The organism is Streptomyces sp. NPDC028331 (genome assembly GCF_055565775.1).
The window spans coordinates 53,971-73,296 of sequence record NZ_JBVHTR010000009.1 but is presented as its reverse complement, the minus strand read 5'-3'; the positions used below and the strand labels follow the sequence as shown (position 1 = coordinate 73,296).

Here is a 19,326-nt window from a genome sequence, read left to right as displayed (position 1 = left end):
GCGCCCGGTGGTGAAGAACGCGGTGGCAGCGGGGTGAAGAGATCCCGTACGGAGGGTTGCGTTCGGCGGCGGTTCTCTTCCGGTTGACCGCGACTTGGTCCACGCCTCAGTAGACGTCCCGCACATACCGCTTCTCCGCCGCGAGCTGCTTCACGAACGCGGCCGCCTCCGCCTCGCTCAGACCGCCGTGCAGGACGGCGATGTCCCGCAGCGCCTGGTCGACGTCCTTGGCCATGCGGGAAGCGTCCCCGCAGACGTAGAAGCGGGCGCCGTCCCGGAGCCAGTGCCACAGCTCGGGGCCGTGCTCGCGCATCCGGTCCTGGACGTACACCTTGGCGCGTTGATCGCGGGAGAAGGCGGTGTCGAGACGCGTGAGCACGCCGTCCTCGCGCAGCTTCGTCAGCTCCTCCTCGTAGTAGAAGTCGGTGGCGCGGTGCTGCTCGCCGAAGAACAGCCAGTTCGGCGCGGTGTGCCCCAGTTCCCGGCGTTCCTGGAGGAAGCCGATGAAGGGGGCGACCCCGGTGCCCGGCCCGACCATCACCATCGGGGTCGAGCCGTCCGCCGGCGGCCGGAAGTGGGGCGAGCGCTGCACGAAGACCGGCACCGGCGTGTCCGGTTCCGCGTCGGCGAGGAAGCCGCCGCACACCCCGGCCCGCGGCCGCCCGCTCAGACCCTCGTAGCGCACCACCGACACGGTCAGCGACACCCGGTGCGGATCGACGAGCGGGCTCGACGAGATCGAGTACAGGCGGGGCTGCAGCCGCTTGAGCACTCCCGCCCACTCCTCGGCCGACGCCCGCACCGCGTACTCGGCCGCCACGTCCACGGCCTGCCGGCCCCAGCACCAGCGCGCCAGACCGTCCTTGTTGTCCGGGCGCAGCAACTGCCGCAGCTCCCGGTCGTCCCGGACGCGTTCGGCGACGAAGCGCAGCAGGTCCGGGGTGATCCGGGTGATGTCGAGATGCCTCAGCAGGGCTTCGGCGAAGGTCACCTCGCCGGCTCCCGCGAGCTCCACGGCGGCGGAGCGGTCGATCCCCGTCACCTCCAGCCACTCCTCCACGAGCGCGGGGGAGTTGACGGGGCGCACACCGAGCGCGTCCCCGGTCTCGTACGTGAGGCCGGTTCCGCCGGTGTCGAAGGTGAACCGGCGCACCTCCTTGCCGGCCCCGGGCAGGCTGAGCAGCCGGTTGCCGACCAGCCGGGCGGTCGTCGGGGCGGCCTTCCCCGGCTTCGGCTTCGGCTTCGCGGGAGCCGCCGCCGGCGGCGCGTCCCCGAGTGCCGCGAGGACCGCCTCCAGCCAGGCGCCCGCGGACGGCTCGTAGTCGGGTTCGCAGTCGGTGCGCGGCGCGAGGCGCACCCCGCCCAGCTCCTGCAGGCGCGCATCCAGGCGGCGGCCGTGTCCGCAGAAGTCGTCGTACGTCGAGTCGCCGAAGGCCAGCACGGCGAAGCGCACGCCGTCCAGGCGCGGGGCCTGGTGGCCGGAGAGGGCGTCCCAGAAGCCGGAGCCGTTGTCGGGGGCGTCGCCGTCGCCGAAGGTGCTGGTGATCAGCAACAGGTCGGCACCGCGCGGGAGCCGCCCGACGTCGGCCTCGTCCATGCCGACCAGGGTGGCCCGATGACCGGTCGCGGTGAGCCGCTGGGCGGTGGCCGCGGCGAACTCCTCTGCGTTCCCGGTCTGCGAGGCCCACAGCACCACCACCTCACGGCCGGCGGGTTCCTGCTCCCTGGGCGCGCCGCCGGCCCGGGAGTACATGCCGGCGAGGACGCCGTTGACCCACAGGGCGTGCTCGGGGCTGAAGGGCGCGTCCGGCGGCAGCACGGGCACGCCGGGGGCGCCGGAGCCGAGGCCGGCGAGGAAGCCGGTGAGGTACTGGCGCTCCTGGGCGCTCAGCACCGGGGGAGGGGCGGGGGCGAGGCCGAAGGGGTCGGCGGCGGGGGCGGGGGCCCGGGTCTGCGGGACGGTCGCGACGGGGGCCGCCGGGAGGCCGGCGGGCGGTGCCGGTTCCGCGACTTTCGCCAGCGCCACCGCGCACACCTTGAACTCCGGCTGGAAGGAGACCGGGTCGACCGCGTCGCTGGTCACCGCGTTGACGCTCAGGTACTCGCCGAACAGGTCGTTCCAGTGGAACGGGGCGAAACAGCACCCCGGCCGCACCCGGTCCGTCACCACCGCCGGCAGCACGGCCCGCCCGCGCCGGGAGGCGACCTCCACCCGGTCACCGTCCACGACACCGAGCGCGGCGGCGTCCTCGGGATGCACCTCCACGAACGGCCCGGGGTTGAGCTTGTTGAGCTTCTCCACCTTCCCCGTCTTGGTCAGCGTGTGCCACTGGTGCTGCACCCGCCCGGTGTTCAGCAGGAACGGGAAGTCGTCGTCGGGCAGTTCGGCGGGTGGCAGGTGCGGGCGTGCGTGGAACACCGCGCGGCCACTCGGGGTGGGGAACGTCAGCCCGCCGTCGACGTACCGGACCGGATTGCGCGCCGGACCGTCCTCCCGGGCGGCCGGCCACTGCACGGGCCCGGTCCGCAGCCGGTCGTAGGTCACCCCGCGCAGGTCCCAGCCGGTCTTCGGGTTCCAGGCACGCTTGATCTCCTCGAAGACCTCCTCGGCGCTGCCGTACGAGAAGCCCTCCGTGTACCCCATCTCCCGCGCGACCGCCGCGATCAGCCGCCAGTCGGCCATCGCCTCGCCGGGCGGGTCCAGCGCGGGCCGGGCGAGGGTGAGTCCGCGCTCGCTGTTCACGAGGACGCCCTCCGCCTCGGCCCACAGTGCGCCCGGCAGTACCACGTCGGCGTAGGCGTTGGTCTCCGTCTCCGCGAAGACGTCCTGGGCGACGACGAACTCGGCGGCCTCCAGGCCCTCGATGACCGTCTTCCGGTTGGCCACCGACGCCACCGGATTGGTGCACATGATCCAGCAGGCCTTGATGTCGCCGTCCGCCATCTTCTGGAACATCTCGACGGTCCCGCGCCCCACCCCGTCCGCACGCAGCGTGCCCGGCTCGAGCCCCCACAGCTCCTCGACGAACGCGCGCTCCTCCGCCACCAGCACCGACCGCTGACCCGGCAGCCCCGGCCCCATGTACCCCATCTCGCGCCCGCCCATCGCGTTGGGCTGGCCGGTCAGGGAGAACGGGCCGCTGCCCGGACGGCAGATGGCGCCGGTCGCGAGATGCAGGTTGACGAGCGCGTTGGTGTTCCACGTGCCGTGCGTGGACTGGTTGAGCCCCATGGTCCAGCAGCTCGTCCACTCCCGCGCCTCGCCGATGAGCCGGGCCGCCCGACGGAGGTCCTCCTCGGCGAGACCGGTGATCTCGGCGACGGCGGCGGGCGGGTAGTCGGCGAGGAAGGCGGGCATCGCCTCCCAGCCCTCGGTGTGCCGGGCGATGAACGCGTCGTCCGTGTGGCCGTTCTCGTGCAGCAGGTGCAGCAGCCCGTTCAGCAGGGCGAGGTCCGTGCCCGGGCGTATCTGCAGGAACAGGTCCGCCTTCGCGGCGGTCGCGGTGCGCCGCGGATCGACGACGATCAGCTTGGCGCCCGCCTTGACCCGGTCCATCAGCCGCAGGAACAGGATCGGATGGCAGTCGGCCATGTTCGAGCCGATGACCAGGAAGACGTCCGCCTTGTCCAGGTCGTCGTACGAGCCCGGCGGGCCGTCGGCGCCCAGCGACAGCTTGTAGCCCGCGCCCGCGCTCGCCATGCACAGCCGCGAGTTCGACTCGATCTGGTTCGTCCGCACGAACCCCTTGGCCAGCTTGTTGGCCAGGTACTGCGCCTCGAGGCTGAGCTGGCCCGACACGTAGAACGCGACGGCGTCCGGACCGTGCTCGTCGACGATCTCCCGCAGCCGGCGCGCGGTCTCGCGCACCGCCGCGTCCACGGGCGCGGGCACCGGCTCCGCGCCCCGGTCGTCGCGCACCAGCGCTGTCGTCAGCCGGCCGGGCGCCGCCAGCATGTCCGCGGTGGTGGCGCCCTTGGTGCACAGGCGGCCGCGGTTGGCGGGGTGTTCCCGGTCGCCGGACGCCTTGACGACACGACGGCGCCCATCGGGACCGGTCGTGACGTCGAGCACGATCCCGCAGCCGACGCCGCAGTACGAGCAGACGGTCCGTGTCCGCTGCGTTCCGGGGCTCGTGGTCATGCCGACGACCGTACGAATTGCCCGTTACGCGGATGTCACGCGCCGCGATCTTGAGCCGTTACGCGCGCTGCACACCGGGCAGGAGGCCGGTGTGAGGCGACGCCGCGGCGTGGTACTGGAGGGGCGCCGTCCGGCCGAAGTGACCGAAGGGGGTGTCGCGGTCCGTGTCGCTGTTGGGCCGAACGGGTGACCATGCGCCACAATTGCCCGGTGCAGACGATGAGTGCGAGCCGACACGGGGAGGGCCGGTGAACAGCCACGATGTCACCGACGAACAGTGGGAGGGGCTCGCTCAGGTCGTTCCGCTGCGGGGCCGGGACGCCTGGCCCTCGGCGGTCGGCCACCGCGCGCTGCCCGAGGCGGAGACCGAGGCGCGCCGCCGCTTCGTCGTCCTGAGGGTCAACGTGTTCGCGGACGCCCGCGACGTCGCCGAGACCCTGATGGCGGGCGTGCCGGTCCTGCTCGACCTCACCGGCGCGGAGACGGACGTCGCCAAGCGGGTCCTGGACTTCAGCACCGGCGTCGTCTTCGGTCTGTCCAGCGGGATGCACCGGGTGGACCGCAACGTGTTCCTGCTGACGCCGCGGGGCACGGAGGTGCGCGGACTGATGGAGGAAGCGGGGGTTCCGGGGGTCTGAGTCCCCTTCGGGCCCGGCCGGTCGCCCGATCGTGGGAAGCCCGCGGGGCCGGAACGGTTCGCCGGTCGGCGGGAGGCCTACGGTCCCGGACATGACCCTGCCGCCCGCGCCGGCCGCGCCCGCCGTCCCCGAGCAAGACGCTGCCGCCGGCCCCCGCCCGGACCGGCCGTGCGTCACCGAACTGCGGCTGTCCGCCTTCGCCGGGCACCGGCGGGCCACCTTTCCGCTGGGTCCGTTGACGCTGTTCGCCGGGCCGAGCGGCTCGGGCAAGTCACGCGCGTTGCAGGCGTACGAGGCGCTGGCACGGCTCGGCGGCGGCGCGGAGCTGGCCGAGGTGTTCCCGGACCCGGCGGCCTGTGTACCCGAGCGGGCGCGGCCCGACGCCCAGCGGCGGCGCGGCTTCCGGATCGGCTGCACGGCCGACGGACCTCGCGGACCCGTCCGGCTCGACGTGGCCGTGCAGGCCGAGCCGGAACTCCGCATCGTCGGCGAGCGGTTGACGTCCGGCGGTCTCGTCCTGCTGGAGACCGCGCTGCGCGATCCGGGCCGCCGGGTGGTGCAGGCGGCCTGGCACACCGCCGGAGCCACCCCGGTGACCCGGGGGCCGCTCCCCGACGACCGCCTCGGCACCGCCCTGCTGCCGCTGCGCGTCGCCGGCAAGACCGAAGGCCAGCGCCGGGTGCTCGCCGCCGCCGAACAGATGGTGGTCGCCCTGCGGTCGGTCTTCGCCTGCGACCCGAGCCCGAGCCGGATGCGCGCCCCCGTCCCGCGGGGCGCGGGCCGGCTGCTGCCGCACTGCGGCAACCTCGCGGACGTCCTGTGGCGCACGCGCGCGGAGTGCGGCCGACGGCACGCGCTGCTGACGTCGGCGGTCGCGGCCGGATGCGCGGGAGAGGTCGTCGACCTGCTGGCGGAGCCGCTCGGCGACGGCACCGTCCGCGCGCTGCTCGACCGGGGCGACGGACAGCGCACCCCGCTGAAGCTGCTGGGCGACGGCGAACTGCGGTACGTGGCCCTGGCACTCGTCCTGCTCACCGGCCCCGGCGTCCTGGAGGTCGACCCGGTGGGAGAGGTGCCGGCCGCGCTCCAGACCCTGACCGTCCTGGCGGACGGCCTCGACCGCCGCATGGACCGGCGGCAGGCACGGGAGCTGCTCCGGCTGGCGGCGCGGATGTGCGAGCGGGGCCACATCCGGCTGGTGGGCACGGTGAGCCGGACGCCCCCGGCAGCGGGGGTGGACGGGGTGACGGTGGTAGACCTGGGCGCGTGACACACGAACCCGGGCAGCGCAAGGACCTGACCGTGGCGCGGCTGCAGCGCCGGCTCGCCGACTTCGCTGCCGCCCGCGACTGGCAGCCGTACCACACCCCCAAGAACCTGGTGGCCGCCCTCAGCGTGGAGGCGTCGGAACTGGTCGAGATCTTCCAGTGGTTGACGCCGGAGGAGTCCGCGCGGGTCATGGCGAACCCGGACACGGCCCACCGGGTCACGGACGAGGTCGCGGACGTCCTGGCCTATCTGCTCCAACTCTGCGAGGTCCTGGGCATCGACCCGCTCGCGGCACTCGACGCGAAGATCGACCGCAACGAGGAGAGGTTTCCGGTGCCGGGGAAGGAATGATCACGGAGGCTTGAATCGTCACTCTCCGGAGTCATTGAGTTGTCCCCTCCTTCCCGGTTGTCCACAGATTTCGTACCAGCTCTGGCTTTTCGGCCCGGTTGCCTTCACTCTGGGTAGTGGACGACGGAGTTCGGGCAGGCGTGCGGCGAGGGCGCGTCGGGACGGATCGGGGGCAGGGCATGGATGCGGTGCGGCTCATCGTGGCGAGCAGGCGCGCCCTGGCGGGGAGCGGGGACGGGCCGAGGATCATGGCGGAGGCGTGGCAGGCGTACGCCCTGGCACAGGCGATCGGCAGCCGCCTCGCTGTGTCCGGCCCGCCCGAACTGCGCGGCGAGGCACTGGGGTTGACGGAGCTGGCGGGCAGGGGCTGCGGCGTGCTGGACATGCCGCCCGTCGACGTGGCCGATCTGCGCGCCGCCCAGCTCACCGAGCTGGGGGACGCCCGCAAGGCGCTCCTGGACCTCGGCACCCTCCTCATGGAACTGGGCATGGCCCTCGTCGCGGTGGCGAGCGCGGCGGACGACGAGGGCACGTACTGGCAGTGCATGGAGGCGATAGACGCGGCGGACGAGTCGCGGGACCGGGTCAGGGAGATGCTGCGCAGACTGGCGGCGAGAGACGGAGAGATACGGGAGCGGGACCGGGCGCCCGGCTGAGCGGCGGCGCCTGGCGCGACCCGGCCCGGGCAGGGGTGCGGATCAGCCTCCGTCGCCGTCCCCGGCCTGCGGCCTGCGCAGCTCCGCCCCCAGCTCCGTCAGGTCCGCGGTGAGCGCCGCCATCAGTTCCTCCATCCGCTCCAGCAGCCCCTCGGGCTGCCCGGCGGCGGCCTCCGGCGGTGCCCCGCCCGAGGACACGGCTTCCTGGGACATGTGCTGGGACATATGACCTCCTCGGCCCTGACGCCCCCGGGCGCGGCCGCCGGCGACGGGTGCCGGGCGGTCCGGCTCCGCACCAGCAACGATCACCACCGGACACGGTCACCGATCATCCGCACATCGGCCTGTCGGATGGACGGATTTTCACCCGCCTGGGGCCCGAGCGGAGCAGCGGGAGGGTTCGGTTGACCGGTGTTCGACCGTGCAGGATGGACGCATGGATCTTCGCATCTTCACCGAGCCCCAGCAGGGCGCCACCTACGACACGCTCCTCGCCGTCGCCAAGGCCACCGAGGACCTCGGCTTCGATGCCTTCTTCCGCTCCGACCACTACCTGAAGATGGGCAACGTGGACGGCCTCCCGGGCCCCACCGACGCCTGGATCACCCTGGCCGGCCTCGCCCGCGAGACCAGGCGCATCCGCCTCGGCACACTGATGACCGCCGCCACCTTCCGGCTCCCCGGCGTCCTCGCCATCCAGGTCGCCCAGGTCGACCAGATGTCCGGCGGACGCGTCGAACTGGGCCTGGGCGCGGGCTGGTTCGAGGAGGAGCACAAGGCGTACGGCATCCCGTTCCCGCCCGAGAAGTTCGCCCGCCTCGAGGAACAGCTCGAGATCGTCACCGGCCTGTGGGCGACGAAGACCGGCGAGACCTTCGACTTCCACGGCACGTACTACGACCTGACCGACTCGCCCGCCCTGCCCAAGCCCGCCCAGGACAGGATCCCCGTGCTCGTCGGCGGCCACGGCGCCACCCGCACCCCGCGGCTCGCCGCCCGGTACGCCGACGAGTTCAACATCCCGTTCGGGTCGATCGAGGACAGCGAGCGTCAGTTCGGCCGGGTCCGGGCCGCCGCCGAGGAGGCCGGACGGGACCCGAACGCCCTGACGTACTCCACCGCCCTCGTCGTCTGCGTCGGCAAGGACGACCAGGAGGTCGCGCGCCGTGCCGCCGCGATCGGCCGCGAGGTCGAGGAGCTGAAGGCCAACGGCCTCGCCGGCACCCCGGCCGAGGTGGTCGACAAGATCGGCCGGTACGCGGAGATCGGCGCCCAGCGGGTCTACCTCCAGATCCTCGACCTGGACGACCTGGACCACCTGGAGCTGATCTCCTCCCGGGTCCAGTCGCAGCTGAGGTAGACCGCACGACCCACGCGACGAGTCCGCCTCGCCCTCCCGGGCGGGGCGGCACCGTGCGAAATCCGGTGGTCCCCGGTGCCCCGGGGCCGGGAGACTCAGGGCATGTTCCTGACCATCGGCACGACCGGCACACCCGGACGCCCCGCGACCGACCTCGGCTTCCTGCTGCACAAGCACCCCGACACCGCGCAGGCGTTCTCCACCTCCTACGGCACGGCGCACGTCCTCTACCCCGAGGCGGACGCCGAGCGGTGCACGGCCGCGCTGCTGCTGGAGGTCGATGCGGTGGCACTGGTGCGCAGGGGCAAGGGCAAGGGCCGCGGCGGCGCGCCCGACGCGGCGCTCGCGCAGTACGTCAACGACCGCCCCTACGCCGCGTCCTCCCTGCTCGCCGTGGCGCTGAGCAACGTGTTCTCCACCGCGATGAGGGGCGTGTGCAAGGCCCTGCCGGAGCGCGCCGGGCAGCCGCTGCCGCTGCGCATCGAGATACCCGCGCTGCCGGCCAGGGGCGGTACGGGCCTCGTACAGCGGCTGTTCGAGCCCCTCGGGTGGGCGGTCACCGCCGAACCGGTCGCGCTGGACACCGAGTTCCCGGAGTGGGGCGACTCGCGGTATGTGCGCCTGGTGCTGGAGTCCGGCACCCTGACCCTGGCGCAGGCCCTGCGCCACCTGTACGTCCTGCTGCCCGTCCTCGACGACGCCAAGCACTACTGGGTCTCCTCGGACGAGGTCGACAAGCTGCTGCGGGCCGGTGAGGGCTGGCTGCCCGACCACCCGGAGCAGAAGCTGATCACCAGCCGCTACCTCGCGCGCCGCTGGTCGCTGACCCGGCAGGCGATGGAGCGGCTGGAACTGGTGCGGCTCGCCGAGGCGGACGACAGCGAGGTCGAGGAGATCGACAACGCGGTCCAGGAGAGCGACGACGCGGTCCAGGGAGGCGACGACGCGGTCGAGAGCGCCGACGACGCGGCCGAGGACCGGACCGGGACGCAGGACAAGCCGGTCCCCCTCGCGGTGCAGCGCAGGGAGGCCCTCGTCGCGGCGCTGAAGGAGGCCGCCGCCGCCCGGGTCCTGGACCTCGGCTGCGGGCAGGGCCAGTTGGTGCAGGCCCTGCTGAAGGACCCGCGGTTCACGGAGATCGTCGGCGTCGACGTGTCGATGCGGGCGCTCACCATCGCCTCCCGGCGGCTGAAACTGGACCGCATGGGGGAGCGGCAGGCGTCCCGCGTCAGGCTCTTCCAGAGCTCGCTCGCCTACACCGACCGCCGGCTGAAGGGCTACGACGCCGCCGTGCTGAGCGAGGTGATCGAGCACGTCGACCTGCCCCGGCTGTCCGCCCTGGAGTACGCGGTGTTCGGCGCGGCCCGCCCCCGCACGGTCCTCGTGACCACACCGAACGTCGAGTACAACGTGCGCTGGGAGAGCCTGCCGGCCGGGCACGTACGGCACGGCGACCACCGCTTCGAGTGGACGCGGGAGGAGTTCCGCGGGTGGGCCGGCCGGATCGCCGAACGGCACGGCTACACCGTCGCGTTCCGGCCCGTGGGTCCCGACGACCCAGAGGTGGGGCCGCCCACGCAGATGGCCGTCTTCACCCTGGCCACCACGCCGACCGCCACCACGACCACCGCCACCACTGCGACCACTGCGACCACTGCGAAGGAGGAGAAGGCGGCATGACCGTGACCGAGACCGAGGGCCGCACCCTGCCCGTCACCGACCTCTCCCTCGTGGTGCTCATCGGCGCCTCGGGATCCGGCAAGTCGACCTTCGCCCGCCGGCACTTCAAGCCGACCGAGGTGATCTCCTCCGACTTCTGCCGCGGCCTGGTGTCCGACGACGAGAACGACCAGAGCGCCACCCGGGACGCCTTCGACGTCCTGCACTACATCGCCGGCAAGCGCCTCGCGGCCGGCCGTCGCACGGTCGTGGACGCGACCAGCGTGCAGCAGGAGGCCCGCCGCCAACTGATCGAGCTGGCCCGGCAGCACGACGTCCTGCCCATCGCGATCGTGCTCGACGTGCCCGAGGAGGTGTGCGCCGAGCGCAACGCGGCCCGCACCGACCGCGCGGACATGCCCCGCCGGGTGATCCAGCGCCACATCCGCGAACTGCGCCGTTCGCTCCGGCACCTGGAGCGTGAGGGCTTCCGCAAGGTGCACGTCCTGCGGGGCGTGGCGGAGGTCGAGAACGCGACGGTCGTCACCGAGAAGCGCTTCAACGACCTGACCCACCTCACCGGCCCCTTCGACATCATCGGCGACGTCCACGGCTGCTCCTCGGAACTGGAGGCGCTGCTCGGCAAGCTGGGCTACGTCGACGGCACGCACCCCGAGGGCCGTACCGCGGTCTTCGTCGGCGACCTGGTGGACCGCGGCCCGGACAGCCCGGGCGTGCTGCGCCGCGTGATGTCGATGGTGAAGTCGGGCCACGCGCTGTGCGTGCCGGGCAACCACGAGAACAAGTACGGGCGGTACCTCAAGGGCCGCAACGTCCAGCACACCCACGGACTCGCCGAGACCGTCGCGCAGATGGAGGGCGAGAGCGAGGAGTTCCGGCAGCGGGTACGGGAGTTCATCGACGGCCTGGTCAGCCACTACGTCCTCGACGGCGGCAGGCTGGTCGTCTGCCACGCCGGCCTGCCCGAGAAGTACCACGGACGCACCTCCGGCCGGGTCCGCTCGCACGCGCTGTACGGCGACACCACGGGGGAGACCGACGAGTTCGGGCTGCCGGTGCGCTACCCGTGGGCGGAGGACTACCGGGGCCGGGCGGCGGTGGTGTACGGCCACACACCCGTCCCGCAGGCCACCTGGCTGAACAACACGATCTGCCTGGACACCGGCGCGGTCTTCGGCGGCAGGCTCACCGCGCTGCGCTGGCCGGAGCGGGAGCTGGTCGACGTACCGGCGGAGCGGGTCTGGTACGAGCCGGCCCGGCCGCTGGCCGCCGAGGCGCCCGGGGGCCACGACGGCCGTCCGCTGGACCTGGCGGACGTGCACGGCCGCAGGGTGGTGGAGACCCGGCACGCGGGCCGGGTGTCGGTCCGTGAGGAGAACGCGGCGGCGGCCCTGGAGGTGATGAGCCGCTTCGCGGTGGACCCGCGGCTGCTGCCCTACCTGCCGCCGACGATGGCCCCCACGGCCACGTCGCACGAGGAGGGCTACCTCGAGCACCCGGTGGAGGCGTTCGCGCAGTACCGGGAGGACGGCGTGGCGAGGGTCGTGTGCGAGGAGAAGCACATGGGCTCGCGTGCCGTGGCCCTGGTGTGCCGGGACGCGGAGGCGGCCCGGAAGCGTTTCGGAGTCGACGGCCCGACGGGTTCGCTCTACACCCGCACCGGCCGCCCCTTCTTCGACGACGGGGCGGTGACGGAGCAGGTCCTCGGCCGCCTGCGCACGGCGATCGGCGCCGCGGGCCTGTGGCAGGAACTGGAGACGGACTGGCTGCTGCTGGACGCGGAGCTGATGCCGTGGTCGCTGAAGGCGTCCGGGCTGCTGCGGACGCAGTACGCGGCGGTGGGCGCCGCGTCCGGTGCCGCGTTCCCGGCCGCGCTGGCCGCGCTGGAGGGAGCGGCGGCGCGGGGCATCGACGTGACCGGGCTGATGGCCCGCCAGCGTGAACGCGCCTTCGACGCGGCGGCGTTCACGGCGGCGTACCGGCGCTACTGCTGGACCACGGACGGGCTGGACGGCGTCCGCCTCGCACCCTTCCAGGTCCTGGCGGTGCGGGGCCGCAGCCTCGCGGCCGTGCCGCACGACGAGCAGCTCGCGCTGATCGACCGGCTGGTCGAGCACGACGCGACGGGGCTGCTGCAGACGACCCGTCGTCTCCATGTCGACACCGGCGACCCGGAGTCGGTGCGGGCCGGTGTCGACTGGTGGCTGGAGATGACGGGCCGGGGCGGCGAGGGCATGGTGGTCAAGCCGGCTCAGGCACTGGTCCGCAGCACGGCCGGCCGCCTGGTGCAGCCGGGCGTCAAGTGCCGTGGGCGCGAGTACCTCCGGATCATCTACGGCCCGGAGTACACGCGCCCGGACAACCTCGCCCGGCTCCGTCGGAGGTTCCTGAACCACAAGCGCTCGCTCGCGCTGCGCGAGTACGCCCTCGGTCTGGAGGCACTGGACCGCCTGGCGGAGGGCGAGCCGCTGTGGCGGATCCACGAGGCGGTGTTCGGGGTCCTGGCACTGGAGTCGGAACCGGTGGACCCCCGCCTGTGAGGGACCACACCCCTGGAGCCCGGCGTCCCGCCGGGCGCCGCGGGCGGTGGGACGTCACCGGGAGGGCCGGCCGGCCTCCAGTGCCCGGCGCAGGGTGGCCGCGCTGTTGCGGCGCAGCAGCTCCCGGAGGTGGTCCCGGGCGTCCCGCAGGGTGGCGCGGGTCCCCAGTTCCTCGGTGATTCCCCTCGGGTCGAGGGCCACCGTGTGCCGGGCGGTGGCCGAAGTCCCCTCCGGTGTGCGGGTGAAGGTCCATTCGCCGGCGTGACCGGACAGCAGCCGGGGGGTGAGGTGCTGTTTGTAGGCGATCCACTCCGGTGCCCGGCAGATGCGCACCGAGCGTGTGGTGTGGGTGGAACCGTCGGCCGTCACCGTGTCCATCTCCAGGTGCTGGACCCCGGCGGCCGGCTCGGCCAGCCGGACCCGCGCCACATGCGGAAGCATCTCGGGCCAGCGCTCGGCGCGCTCGACGAAGGTGTACGCGTCGTCGGGCGAGCCGGTCGATGTGAAGGTGTCGGTGAAGGAGAACACCAGCTCATCGGCTGGGTACCCGGTTTCCGCCAGGGCCGCCAGGGCGCCCAGCTCCCGTGCGCCGTTGTGGTCCAGGGCCTCCCGGAGACCGGCGAGTGCCGCCGGGTCGTCGTCCTCGACGGTGAAGCGGTGACGCAGGACGACTTCGGTGCGGCCGTTCGGCAGCGGTCGCAGCAGCCAGCCGCCGGACATGGACGTCACCGGCGGCCGGCTGTGCTCCTGCCGGAACGACACGTAACGGCGCCGCGGGTCCCGGACGCGCGAGGAGCGCCAGTGCGCCACCTCGCCCCCCACCTCCGCCCAGATCTCGAAGCGTTCGGACCGGGCCGAGCGGGCGAGATGGCGGACGTGCACGGTGGGTCCGAAGACGGCGGGCCACTTGGCCGCGTCGGCGACCAGGGCGTAGAGCGTGTCCGCCGGCGCGGCGACGGTCAGGGCGTGCTCGGTGCGGTGGATGGTGGGCTGGGCGGCGGTATGAGGCACGGTCGACTCTCTTTCGGCGAGGAGCGGACTGCGTCGGTACGCGGCGATACCGCCGCGGCAGGAGCCGCCGGACGCGGCGCCACCGCGGCGGTGGACGGCGTCAGCCGATCGCCAGGGCGTTGTTGACGAGTTCGAGGAGGGCGCGCGGTGTGAGGCCGTCGGCCACCTCCTCCTCGGACAGCGGCACCCCGAAGTCCCGTTCGATGCGGGCGGTGGTCTCCATCAGGGCCAGGGAGTCGTACCCGAGGTCCTCGAAGGTGGTGTCGAGGATGTCTCCCGAGAGGTCGATCTCCTCGTCGTCGCCGGCGCAGGCGACGAGCAGGGCGCGGAGCTCGTCGAGGGTGAGCAGAGCCATGGTGTGTCTCCTTGTCGTCAGGTTCGGGGCGCGGTGACCACGACGGCCGCGTTGAAGCCGTGGCGGCCGCGGGCCAGCACGAGGGCCGAGGTCAGGGCGGTTTCCCTGGGCTCGCCGGTGACCAGGTCGAGTGCGTACTCCTCGGGTACGCGTGCGGTGCGGCCGGTGGCCGGGACGACCTGGTGGCGCAGGGCCAGCAGAGCGGCCGCGAGGTCGGCGGGGCCGCCTCCCGCGCACAGGCGGCCGGTCAGCGCCTTCGGCGCGGTCACCGGAACACCGCGAGGTCCGAAGACCTCCGCGATGGCCTCCGCCTCGGCACGGTCCAGGTCCGGGACGCCCGCACCGTCGGCGAACACCACCGAGATGTCCTCGGGTGCCAGCCCGGCGTCGGCGAGGGCGAGTTCGGCGGCGCGTGCGAGCCCCGGTGGCCGGCCCGACCCGGGTGCCGGATCGAACGTGGCCGCGTAACCGGCCACCTCTCCCCAGATCCGGTCGGCACCCCGGGCACGGGCGGCTTCGGCGTCCTCCAGGACGAACATCGCCCCGCCCTCCCCGGGCACGTATCCGCAGGCATCTGCGTCGAACGGCAGGTAGGCGTGTTCCGGGTCGTCGGCGGTGCTGACCAGGCCGCCCGCCAGCTGGGACGACCAGCCCCACGGATCCAGCGCGGAGTCGACGCCCCCGGTCAGCATCAGGGTGGTCCCGCGGCGGATGGTCCGCCGGGCGTGGCCGATGGCGTCCAGGCCGCCGGCCTGTTCTCCCACCAGGGCGGCGCTCGGTCCGCGCATGCTGTGCTGGATGGACAACTGGCCGGTGTTCACGGCGTAGAACCAGGCGAAGGACTCGTAGACGCTGACGTACTGCGGTCCTTGGCTCCAGAGCTTGCGGAACTCGCGGTGGGTGAAGTCGAATCCGCCTTGCGCGGTCGAGGTGACGACCCCCATCGCGTAGTCGGCGGCCGTGTCCGGCCGGGGACCCACGCCGGCGTCGGACAGGGCCCAGTCCGCGGCGGCCAGGGCGTACCGGGTGGAGACGTCGGTCTGGGGGACGAGTCTGCCGGGCACGAGTGAGGCCGTGTCGAAGTCGTCGATCTGGCCGGCCAGGCGGGACGGATAGCGAGAGGCGTCGAAGCGGGTCAGTTCCCGGATGCCCGACACTCCGGTCAGCAGCGACCGCCAGTAGGCGTCGGTCCCCGTACCGCCGGGCGCCGCCACGCCGACACCGGTCACCACCACGCGCGGTGCGGCGTTCACCGGGCCACCTCCGGGCGGTGCAGGACCATCGCGCTCTGGAACCCGCCGAAGCCGCTTCCCACCGTCAGCACGGTGTCGACGGACTGCTCGCGTGCGGTCAGCGGCACGTAGTCCAGGTCGCATTCGGGGTCGGGGTGGTGCAGATTGGCGGTGGGCGGTACGACTCCGTGCTCGATCGCGAGGAGAGAGGCGGCGATCTCGACGGATCCGATGGCGCCGAGGGAGTGGCCCACCATCGACTTGATCGAGCTGACGGGGATGCGGTACGCGTGCTCGCCGAGGCTGCGTTTGAAGGCGGCCGTCTCGTGACGGTCGTTCTGTTTGGTGCCCGATCCGTGCGCGTTGACGTAGTCGACGGCGGTGCGGTCCATCCGTGCCTCGTCCAGCGCCGCCCTGATGGCCTCCGCCATCTCGCGTCCGTCCTTCTTCAGACCCGTCATGTGGTAGGCGTTGCAGCGCGTCGCGTAGCCGCCGACCTCGGCGTAGACGTGGGCGCCGCGTCGCCGGGCGGACTCCAGGTCCTCCAGTACGAACATCGCGGCGCCCTCGGCGAGGACGAAGCCGTTGCGGCTGCTGTCGAAGGGCCGGGAGGCGTGCGCGGGGTCGTCGTTGCGCGGGGTCGTCGCCTTGATCGCGTCGAAGCAGGCCACGACGATCGGCGATATCGGCGTGTCCGCCGCGCCGGCCACCACGACGTCGGCGGTGCCTTCCCGGATGAGCTGGACGCCGTAGCCGACGGAGTCGAGTCCGGAAGTGCAGCCGTCGGACACCATGGTGACGGGGCCTTCGGCGCCGGCCGCCCAGGCCACTTCGGCGGGCATCACTCCCGGGCTGAGGTAGTCGAACATGTACGGCGACAGGTGGGCGGGGTCCACCAGCCACTCCCGGCCGGCGTCCGACATCACCAGGTATTCGTTCTCCAGGCTGGTCGCGGAGGCCACCGCGCTGCCGAGGGCCACCGCGATGCGGGACGGGTCCAGGGTCCCCGTCTCGACCCCGCTGTCGGCCAGCGCGTCCCGGGTACAGGCGACGGCGAACTGGGTGGCCCGGTCCATGCGCCGGATCTCCCGGGGCGAAAAACCCTCCCTCTGCGCGTCGAAGTCGACCTCGCCCGCGACACGGGAGCGGAACGCGGAGGCGTCGAAGAAGCTGATCGGCCGGGTGGCCGTACGGCCTGCCGTGAGCAGATCCCAGAACTCCTTCGTTCCCGATCCGCCGGGGGCGCGGACACCCATACCGGTGATCACGACCCGCCGCGTCATCCTCGTCCTCCTGTACTGATGGGCATAGCTGGGGACTCCTTTCGCCCACCGGACCTCTGAGCACAGGCACCCTGACCCGCCGGCCTCGAGTGCCGCTCGCGCACGGGTGGGACCGGAACCGCTCCACCCGGTCTCCAGTGCCGTTCCAGCGGCCCTGGTCAAGCTCCGGTCGGGCCGCGGCGATCCCGTCCGGCCCGCCCGCACGAGAGGAGCGAGCATGACGACGGCGACGGCGTCCCCGCCGGTGGCCCTGGTGACCGGCGCGACCAGCGGTATCGGCCTGGCCATCGCCCAGCGGCTGGCCGGCATCGGAGCCCGGGTGTTCCTGTGCGCCCGGGAGGAGAAGCGACTGGCCGAGACGGTGGAGGAACTGCGTACCCAGGGGTACGACGCCGACGGCACGGTGTGCGACGTCACCGACCCGGCCGCCGTCCGCGCGTTGGTGGCGGCGGCCACCGGCCGCTACGGCGCGGTCGACATCCTGGTGAACAACGCCGGGCGCAGCGGCGGAGGTGCCACCGCCGAGATCCCCGACGAACTCTGGTTCGACGTCATCAACACCAACCTCAACAGTGTCTTCCTGGTGACCAAGGAGGTCCTGGGACCCGGCGGCATGCTGGCCAGGAAGCGCGGCCGCATCATCAACATCGCCTCGACGGGTGGCAAGCAGGGTGTCGTGCACGCGGCGCCGTACTCGGCGTCCAAGCACGGCGTGGTCGGTCTGACCAAGGCACTCGGCCTGGAGCTGGCCCGTACCGGGATCACCGTGAACGCTGTCTGCCCGGGATTCGTGGAGACACCGATGGCGGAGCGGGTGCGGGAGCACTACGCCGGTATCTGGGGGGTGTCCGAGGACGAGGCCTTCGACCGGATCACCGGCCGGGTGCCGATCGGCCGGTACGTGGAGTCCCGCGAGGTGGCCGCCATGGTGGAGTACCTGGTGACCGACGACGCCGCCGCGGTGACCGCTCAGGCCCTGAACGTCTGCGGCGGACTGGGCAACTACTGATGGCCGCGACCGCACCCGTCGCCGTGGTCACCGGCTCCTCCTCGGGCATCGGCCGGGCACTCGCCGAGCGGCTGGCCGCGGAGGGGTACCGCGTCGTCGTCAACTCCGCGCGGTCGGTCGTCGCCGGCAAGGAAACGGCGGCCGCCCTTCCGGAGGCGCTGTACGTCCAGGCGGACGTCTCCGTTCCCGAGGAGGCGCGACGACTGGTGGACACGGCGGTCGGCCATTACGGCCGCCTGGACGTCCTGGTGAACAACGCCGGACGCACCCGGGCCATCCCCCACGCCGACCTGTCCGCCGCCACACCGGAGGTGTGGCGGGAGATCTTCGCCCTCAACGTCTTCGGCTCCTGGCAGACGACGGTGGCCGCCATGCCCCATCTCACCGACAGCGGTGACGGCGTGGTCGTGAACGTCTCCTCCATCGCCGGCAGCCGGCCGGCCGGGAGTTCCATCCCGTACGCCGTGAGCAAGGCCGCCCTGGAACACATGACCCGGCTGCTGGCCCACACGGTCGGCCCGGCCGTACGGGTCAACGCGGTCGCTCCCGGACTGGTCGAGACGGCCTGGACGCAGGGGAACGACTTCTTCGCGCCCATAGCGGAACACGTCCGGCAGTCCACGCCACTGCGCCGCACCGGCCGCCCCGAGGACGTCGCGGACGCCGTCCTGGGGCTTGTGCGCTCCACCTACACCACCGGGCAGGTCCTGCTGGTGGACGGTGGCGCCCATCTCCTGTGAACCCACCCGTCCCGACCCGGAGGAGGGCCATGAAGCTCGCCGTCAACCTCGTCCTGCAGGGAGCCGGCGACCTCGCTCGCGCGGCGGAACAGGCCGGATACGCCGCCGTACTCGCCCCGGAGGGGTACCGCTCGGAGGCGGCCGCCGTCCTCGGCCTCGTCGCGGGTGTGACCGAACGCGTCGCGCTGATCTCCGGTGTGATGCAGATCCCCGGCCGGCCTCCCGGCATGGCGGCGCTGACGGCGGCCACCCTGGACGCGGTGAGCGGCGGACGCTTCCGGCTCGGCCTGGGCGTGTCCAACCCCGACGTGTCCCAGGGCTGGTACGGCGTGCCGTTCGCCCGTCCGCTGGACCGCACCCGCGAGTACGTCGACATCGTGCGGCAGGCCCTGTCCGGGAACCCGGTGACACACAAGGGCGCACACTTCGAGGTCGGCGGGCCGGCCCCGCTGCACCTGCTCACCGAACGGCCGGGCCGGCGCATTCCGGTGCTGCTGGCGGCCGTCGGACCGCGCAGCCTGCGGCTGACGGGCGAGATCGCGGACGGCTGGCTCGGCGTCTTCACCTCCCCGGAGGCCGTCACCGAGGCGCTGAAGCACATCCGGGCGGGCCGCGGCACCGACGCACCGGGCGACTTCGAGGTGCTGCCCAGTCTCCCCACCGCCGTCGCGGAGACACCGCAGGAGGGGGCCGACCTCCTGCGGGGCCAGTACGTGTACCTGATGAGCATCGGGGACCCCGGCCGCAACGTCTACTGCGCCCTGGCGCGGTCGATGGGGTACGAGGCAGCGGTCGACCTCTTCGTGGAACGCATCCGGGCGGGCGACCGGCGCGGCGCCGGAGCGGCCCTCCCGCTCGGACTCATCGACCGCACGGCCCTCATCGGCCCGGTGGACCGGATCGCCGACCGCATGCGCGCCTACGCGGACGCGGGCGTGACCTGCCTGGGAATCATGGTCTCCGCCGCGGCCACCGACCTGGAAGGGCGCCTGGCCATCGTCCGCGCGGCGGCCCGTGCCCTTGAGCGCTCGGGCGCCGCCGACTGAGCCCCCTTCCGGCCC

The 19,326-nt window shown here is 73.0% G+C and carries 16 protein-coding genes; 10 read left to right on the top strand and 6 right to left on the bottom strand.

From position 1 onward, the window contains the following. Positions 1-106: 106 nt before the first annotated feature. A complete protein-coding gene (locus ACZ4SW_RS15615) occupies positions 107-4,141 on the bottom strand; it encodes a molybdopterin-dependent oxidoreductase (protein ID WP_468242811.1) in 4,035 nt (1,344 codons plus the stop codon). 248 nt (positions 4,142-4,389) lie between these two features. Here ACZ4SW_RS15615 and ACZ4SW_RS15610 point away from each other — a divergent pair, with 248 nt between their 5' ends. The 4 genes from ACZ4SW_RS15610 to ACZ4SW_RS15595 all read left to right on the top strand — a co-directional run bounded on the left by ACZ4SW_RS15610 (position 4,390) and on the right by ACZ4SW_RS15595 (position 7,055). After that, positions 4,390-4,779 carry a cell division protein SepF gene (locus ACZ4SW_RS15610; RefSeq protein ID WP_468242809.1) on the top strand — a complete coding sequence of 130 codons (390 nt, stop codon included), beginning with the start codon at positions 4,390-4,392 and terminating at the stop codon, positions 4,777-4,779. Between the two features lie 91 nt (positions 4,780-4,870). Continuing rightward, positions 4,871-6,049 carry an AAA family ATPase gene (locus ACZ4SW_RS15605; RefSeq protein WP_468242806.1) on the top strand — a complete coding sequence of 393 codons (1,179 nt, stop codon included), beginning with the start codon at positions 4,871-4,873 and terminating at the stop codon, positions 6,047-6,049. Then, entirely contained in the window at positions 6,046-6,399 is a 354-nt protein-coding gene (locus ACZ4SW_RS15600) for a nucleotide pyrophosphohydrolase (RefSeq protein ID WP_468242804.1), read from the top strand. Before ACZ4SW_RS15605 ends, ACZ4SW_RS15600 begins: the two co-directional genes overlap by 4 nt. Before the next feature lie 179 nt (positions 6,400-6,578). Beyond that, on the top strand, positions 6,579-7,055 hold the full coding sequence (locus ACZ4SW_RS15595; RefSeq protein ID WP_468242802.1) for a DUF6099 family protein: 477 nt from the start codon (positions 6,579-6,581) through the stop codon (positions 7,053-7,055). A 42-nt stretch (positions 7,056-7,097) separates the two neighbouring features. Here the strand turns inward: ACZ4SW_RS15595 and ACZ4SW_RS15590 are convergent, their stop codons facing one another. Further along, positions 7,098-7,280 carry a hypothetical protein gene (locus ACZ4SW_RS15590; RefSeq protein WP_468242800.1) on the bottom strand — a complete coding sequence of 61 codons (183 nt, stop codon included), beginning with the start codon at positions 7,278-7,280 and terminating at the stop codon, positions 7,098-7,100. Between the two features lie 211 nt (positions 7,281-7,491). Between ACZ4SW_RS15590 and ACZ4SW_RS15585 the strand changes: the two genes are divergently transcribed. The 3 genes from ACZ4SW_RS15585 (at position 7,492) to ACZ4SW_RS15575 (ending at position 12,635) form a co-directional block, all read left to right on the top strand. Further along, a complete protein-coding gene (locus tag ACZ4SW_RS15585) occupies positions 7,492-8,415 on the top strand; it encodes an LLM class F420-dependent oxidoreductase (protein WP_468242798.1) in 924 nt (307 codons plus the stop codon). Positions 8,416-8,517: 102 nt separating this feature from the next. Next, a complete protein-coding gene (locus ACZ4SW_RS15580; RefSeq protein WP_468242796.1) occupies positions 8,518-10,095 on the top strand; it encodes a 3' terminal RNA ribose 2'-O-methyltransferase Hen1 in 1,578 nt (525 codons plus the stop codon). After that, a complete protein-coding gene (locus ACZ4SW_RS15575) occupies positions 10,092-12,635 on the top strand; it encodes a polynucleotide kinase-phosphatase (protein ID WP_468242794.1) in 2,544 nt (847 codons plus the stop codon). Before ACZ4SW_RS15580 ends, ACZ4SW_RS15575 begins: the two co-directional genes overlap by 4 nt. Positions 12,636-12,689: 54 nt before the next feature. On the opposite strand, the gene ACZ4SW_RS15570 is transcribed toward ACZ4SW_RS15575, so the two are convergent. The 4 genes from ACZ4SW_RS15570 to ACZ4SW_RS15555 all read right to left on the bottom strand — a co-directional run bounded on the left by ACZ4SW_RS15570 (position 12,690) and on the right by ACZ4SW_RS15555 (position 16,516). After that, a complete protein-coding gene (locus ACZ4SW_RS15570) occupies positions 12,690-13,646 on the bottom strand; it encodes an aromatase/cyclase (RefSeq protein WP_468242792.1) in 957 nt (318 codons plus the stop codon). Between the two features lie 100 nt (positions 13,647-13,746). Continuing rightward, entirely contained in the window at positions 13,747-14,001 is a 255-nt protein-coding gene (locus ACZ4SW_RS15565) for an acyl carrier protein (RefSeq protein ID WP_468242790.1), read from the bottom strand. Positions 14,002-14,018: 17 nt separating this feature from the next. After that, positions 14,019-15,254, bottom strand: coding sequence for a ketosynthase chain-length factor (locus ACZ4SW_RS15560; protein WP_468242788.1), 1,236 nt, complete (start codon positions 15,252-15,254; stop codon positions 14,019-14,021). Then, positions 15,251-16,516, bottom strand: coding sequence for a beta-ketoacyl-[acyl-carrier-protein] synthase family protein (locus ACZ4SW_RS15555; protein ID WP_468242786.1), 1,266 nt, complete (start codon positions 16,514-16,516; stop codon positions 15,251-15,253). Before ACZ4SW_RS15555 ends, ACZ4SW_RS15560 begins: the two co-directional genes overlap by 4 nt. Before the next feature lie 217 nt (positions 16,517-16,733). Here ACZ4SW_RS15555 and ACZ4SW_RS15550 point away from each other — a divergent pair, with 217 nt between their 5' ends. From ACZ4SW_RS15550 to ACZ4SW_RS15540, 3 genes are read left to right on the top strand one after another with little or no spacing between them, the layout of a single operon-like run. Then, entirely contained in the window at positions 16,734-17,525 is a 792-nt protein-coding gene (locus ACZ4SW_RS15550; RefSeq protein WP_468242784.1) for an SDR family NAD(P)-dependent oxidoreductase, read from the top strand. Beyond that, positions 17,525-18,265 (top strand): SDR family NAD(P)-dependent oxidoreductase, encoded by a 741-nt coding sequence (locus ACZ4SW_RS15545; RefSeq protein ID WP_468242782.1) that lies wholly within the window; start codon positions 17,525-17,527, stop codon positions 18,263-18,265. The genes ACZ4SW_RS15550 and ACZ4SW_RS15545 overlap by 1 nt, the downstream gene beginning before the upstream one ends. Before the next feature lie 29 nt (positions 18,266-18,294). Next, positions 18,295-19,311 (top strand): LLM class flavin-dependent oxidoreductase, encoded by a 1,017-nt coding sequence (locus ACZ4SW_RS15540; RefSeq protein ID WP_468242779.1) that lies wholly within the window; start codon positions 18,295-18,297, stop codon positions 19,309-19,311. The last annotated feature ends 15 nt before the right edge of the window (positions 19,312-19,326 follow it).

What these genes read in the sequence shown, in the direction of transcription:
- ACZ4SW_RS15615 (WP_468242811.1), bottom strand. Translation starts at nt 4,141, where the DNA reads ATGACCACGAGCCCCGGAACGCAGCGGACACGGACCGTCTGCTCGTAC.
- ACZ4SW_RS15605 (WP_468242806.1), top strand. Translation starts at nt 4,871, where the DNA reads ATGACCCTGCCGCCCGCGCCGGCCGCGCCCGCCGTCCCCGAGCAAGAC.
- ACZ4SW_RS15595 (WP_468242802.1), top strand. Translation starts at nt 6,579, where the DNA reads ATGGATGCGGTGCGGCTCATCGTGGCGAGCAGGCGCGCCCTGGCGGGG.
- ACZ4SW_RS15590 (WP_468242800.1), bottom strand. Translation starts at nt 7,280, where the DNA reads ATGTCCCAGCACATGTCCCAGGAAGCCGTGTCCTCGGGCGGGGCACCG.
- ACZ4SW_RS15585 (WP_468242798.1), top strand. Translation starts at nt 7,492, where the DNA reads ATGGATCTTCGCATCTTCACCGAGCCCCAGCAGGGCGCCACCTACGAC.
- ACZ4SW_RS15580 (WP_468242796.1), top strand. Translation starts at nt 8,518, where the DNA reads ATGTTCCTGACCATCGGCACGACCGGCACACCCGGACGCCCCGCGACC.
- ACZ4SW_RS15575 (WP_468242794.1), top strand. Translation starts at nt 10,092, where the DNA reads ATGACCGTGACCGAGACCGAGGGCCGCACCCTGCCCGTCACCGACCTC.
- ACZ4SW_RS15565 (WP_468242790.1), bottom strand. Translation starts at nt 14,001, where the DNA reads ATGGCTCTGCTCACCCTCGACGAGCTCCGCGCCCTGCTCGTCGCCTGC.
- ACZ4SW_RS15555 (WP_468242786.1), bottom strand. Translation starts at nt 16,516, where the DNA reads ATGACGCGGCGGGTCGTGATCACCGGTATGGGTGTCCGCGCCCCCGGC.
- ACZ4SW_RS15550 (WP_468242784.1), top strand. Translation starts at nt 16,734, where the DNA reads ATGACGACGGCGACGGCGTCCCCGCCGGTGGCCCTGGTGACCGGCGCG.
- ACZ4SW_RS15545 (WP_468242782.1), top strand. Translation starts at nt 17,525, where the DNA reads ATGGCCGCGACCGCACCCGTCGCCGTGGTCACCGGCTCCTCCTCGGGC.
- ACZ4SW_RS15540 (WP_468242779.1), top strand. Translation starts at nt 18,295, where the DNA reads ATGAAGCTCGCCGTCAACCTCGTCCTGCAGGGAGCCGGCGACCTCGCT.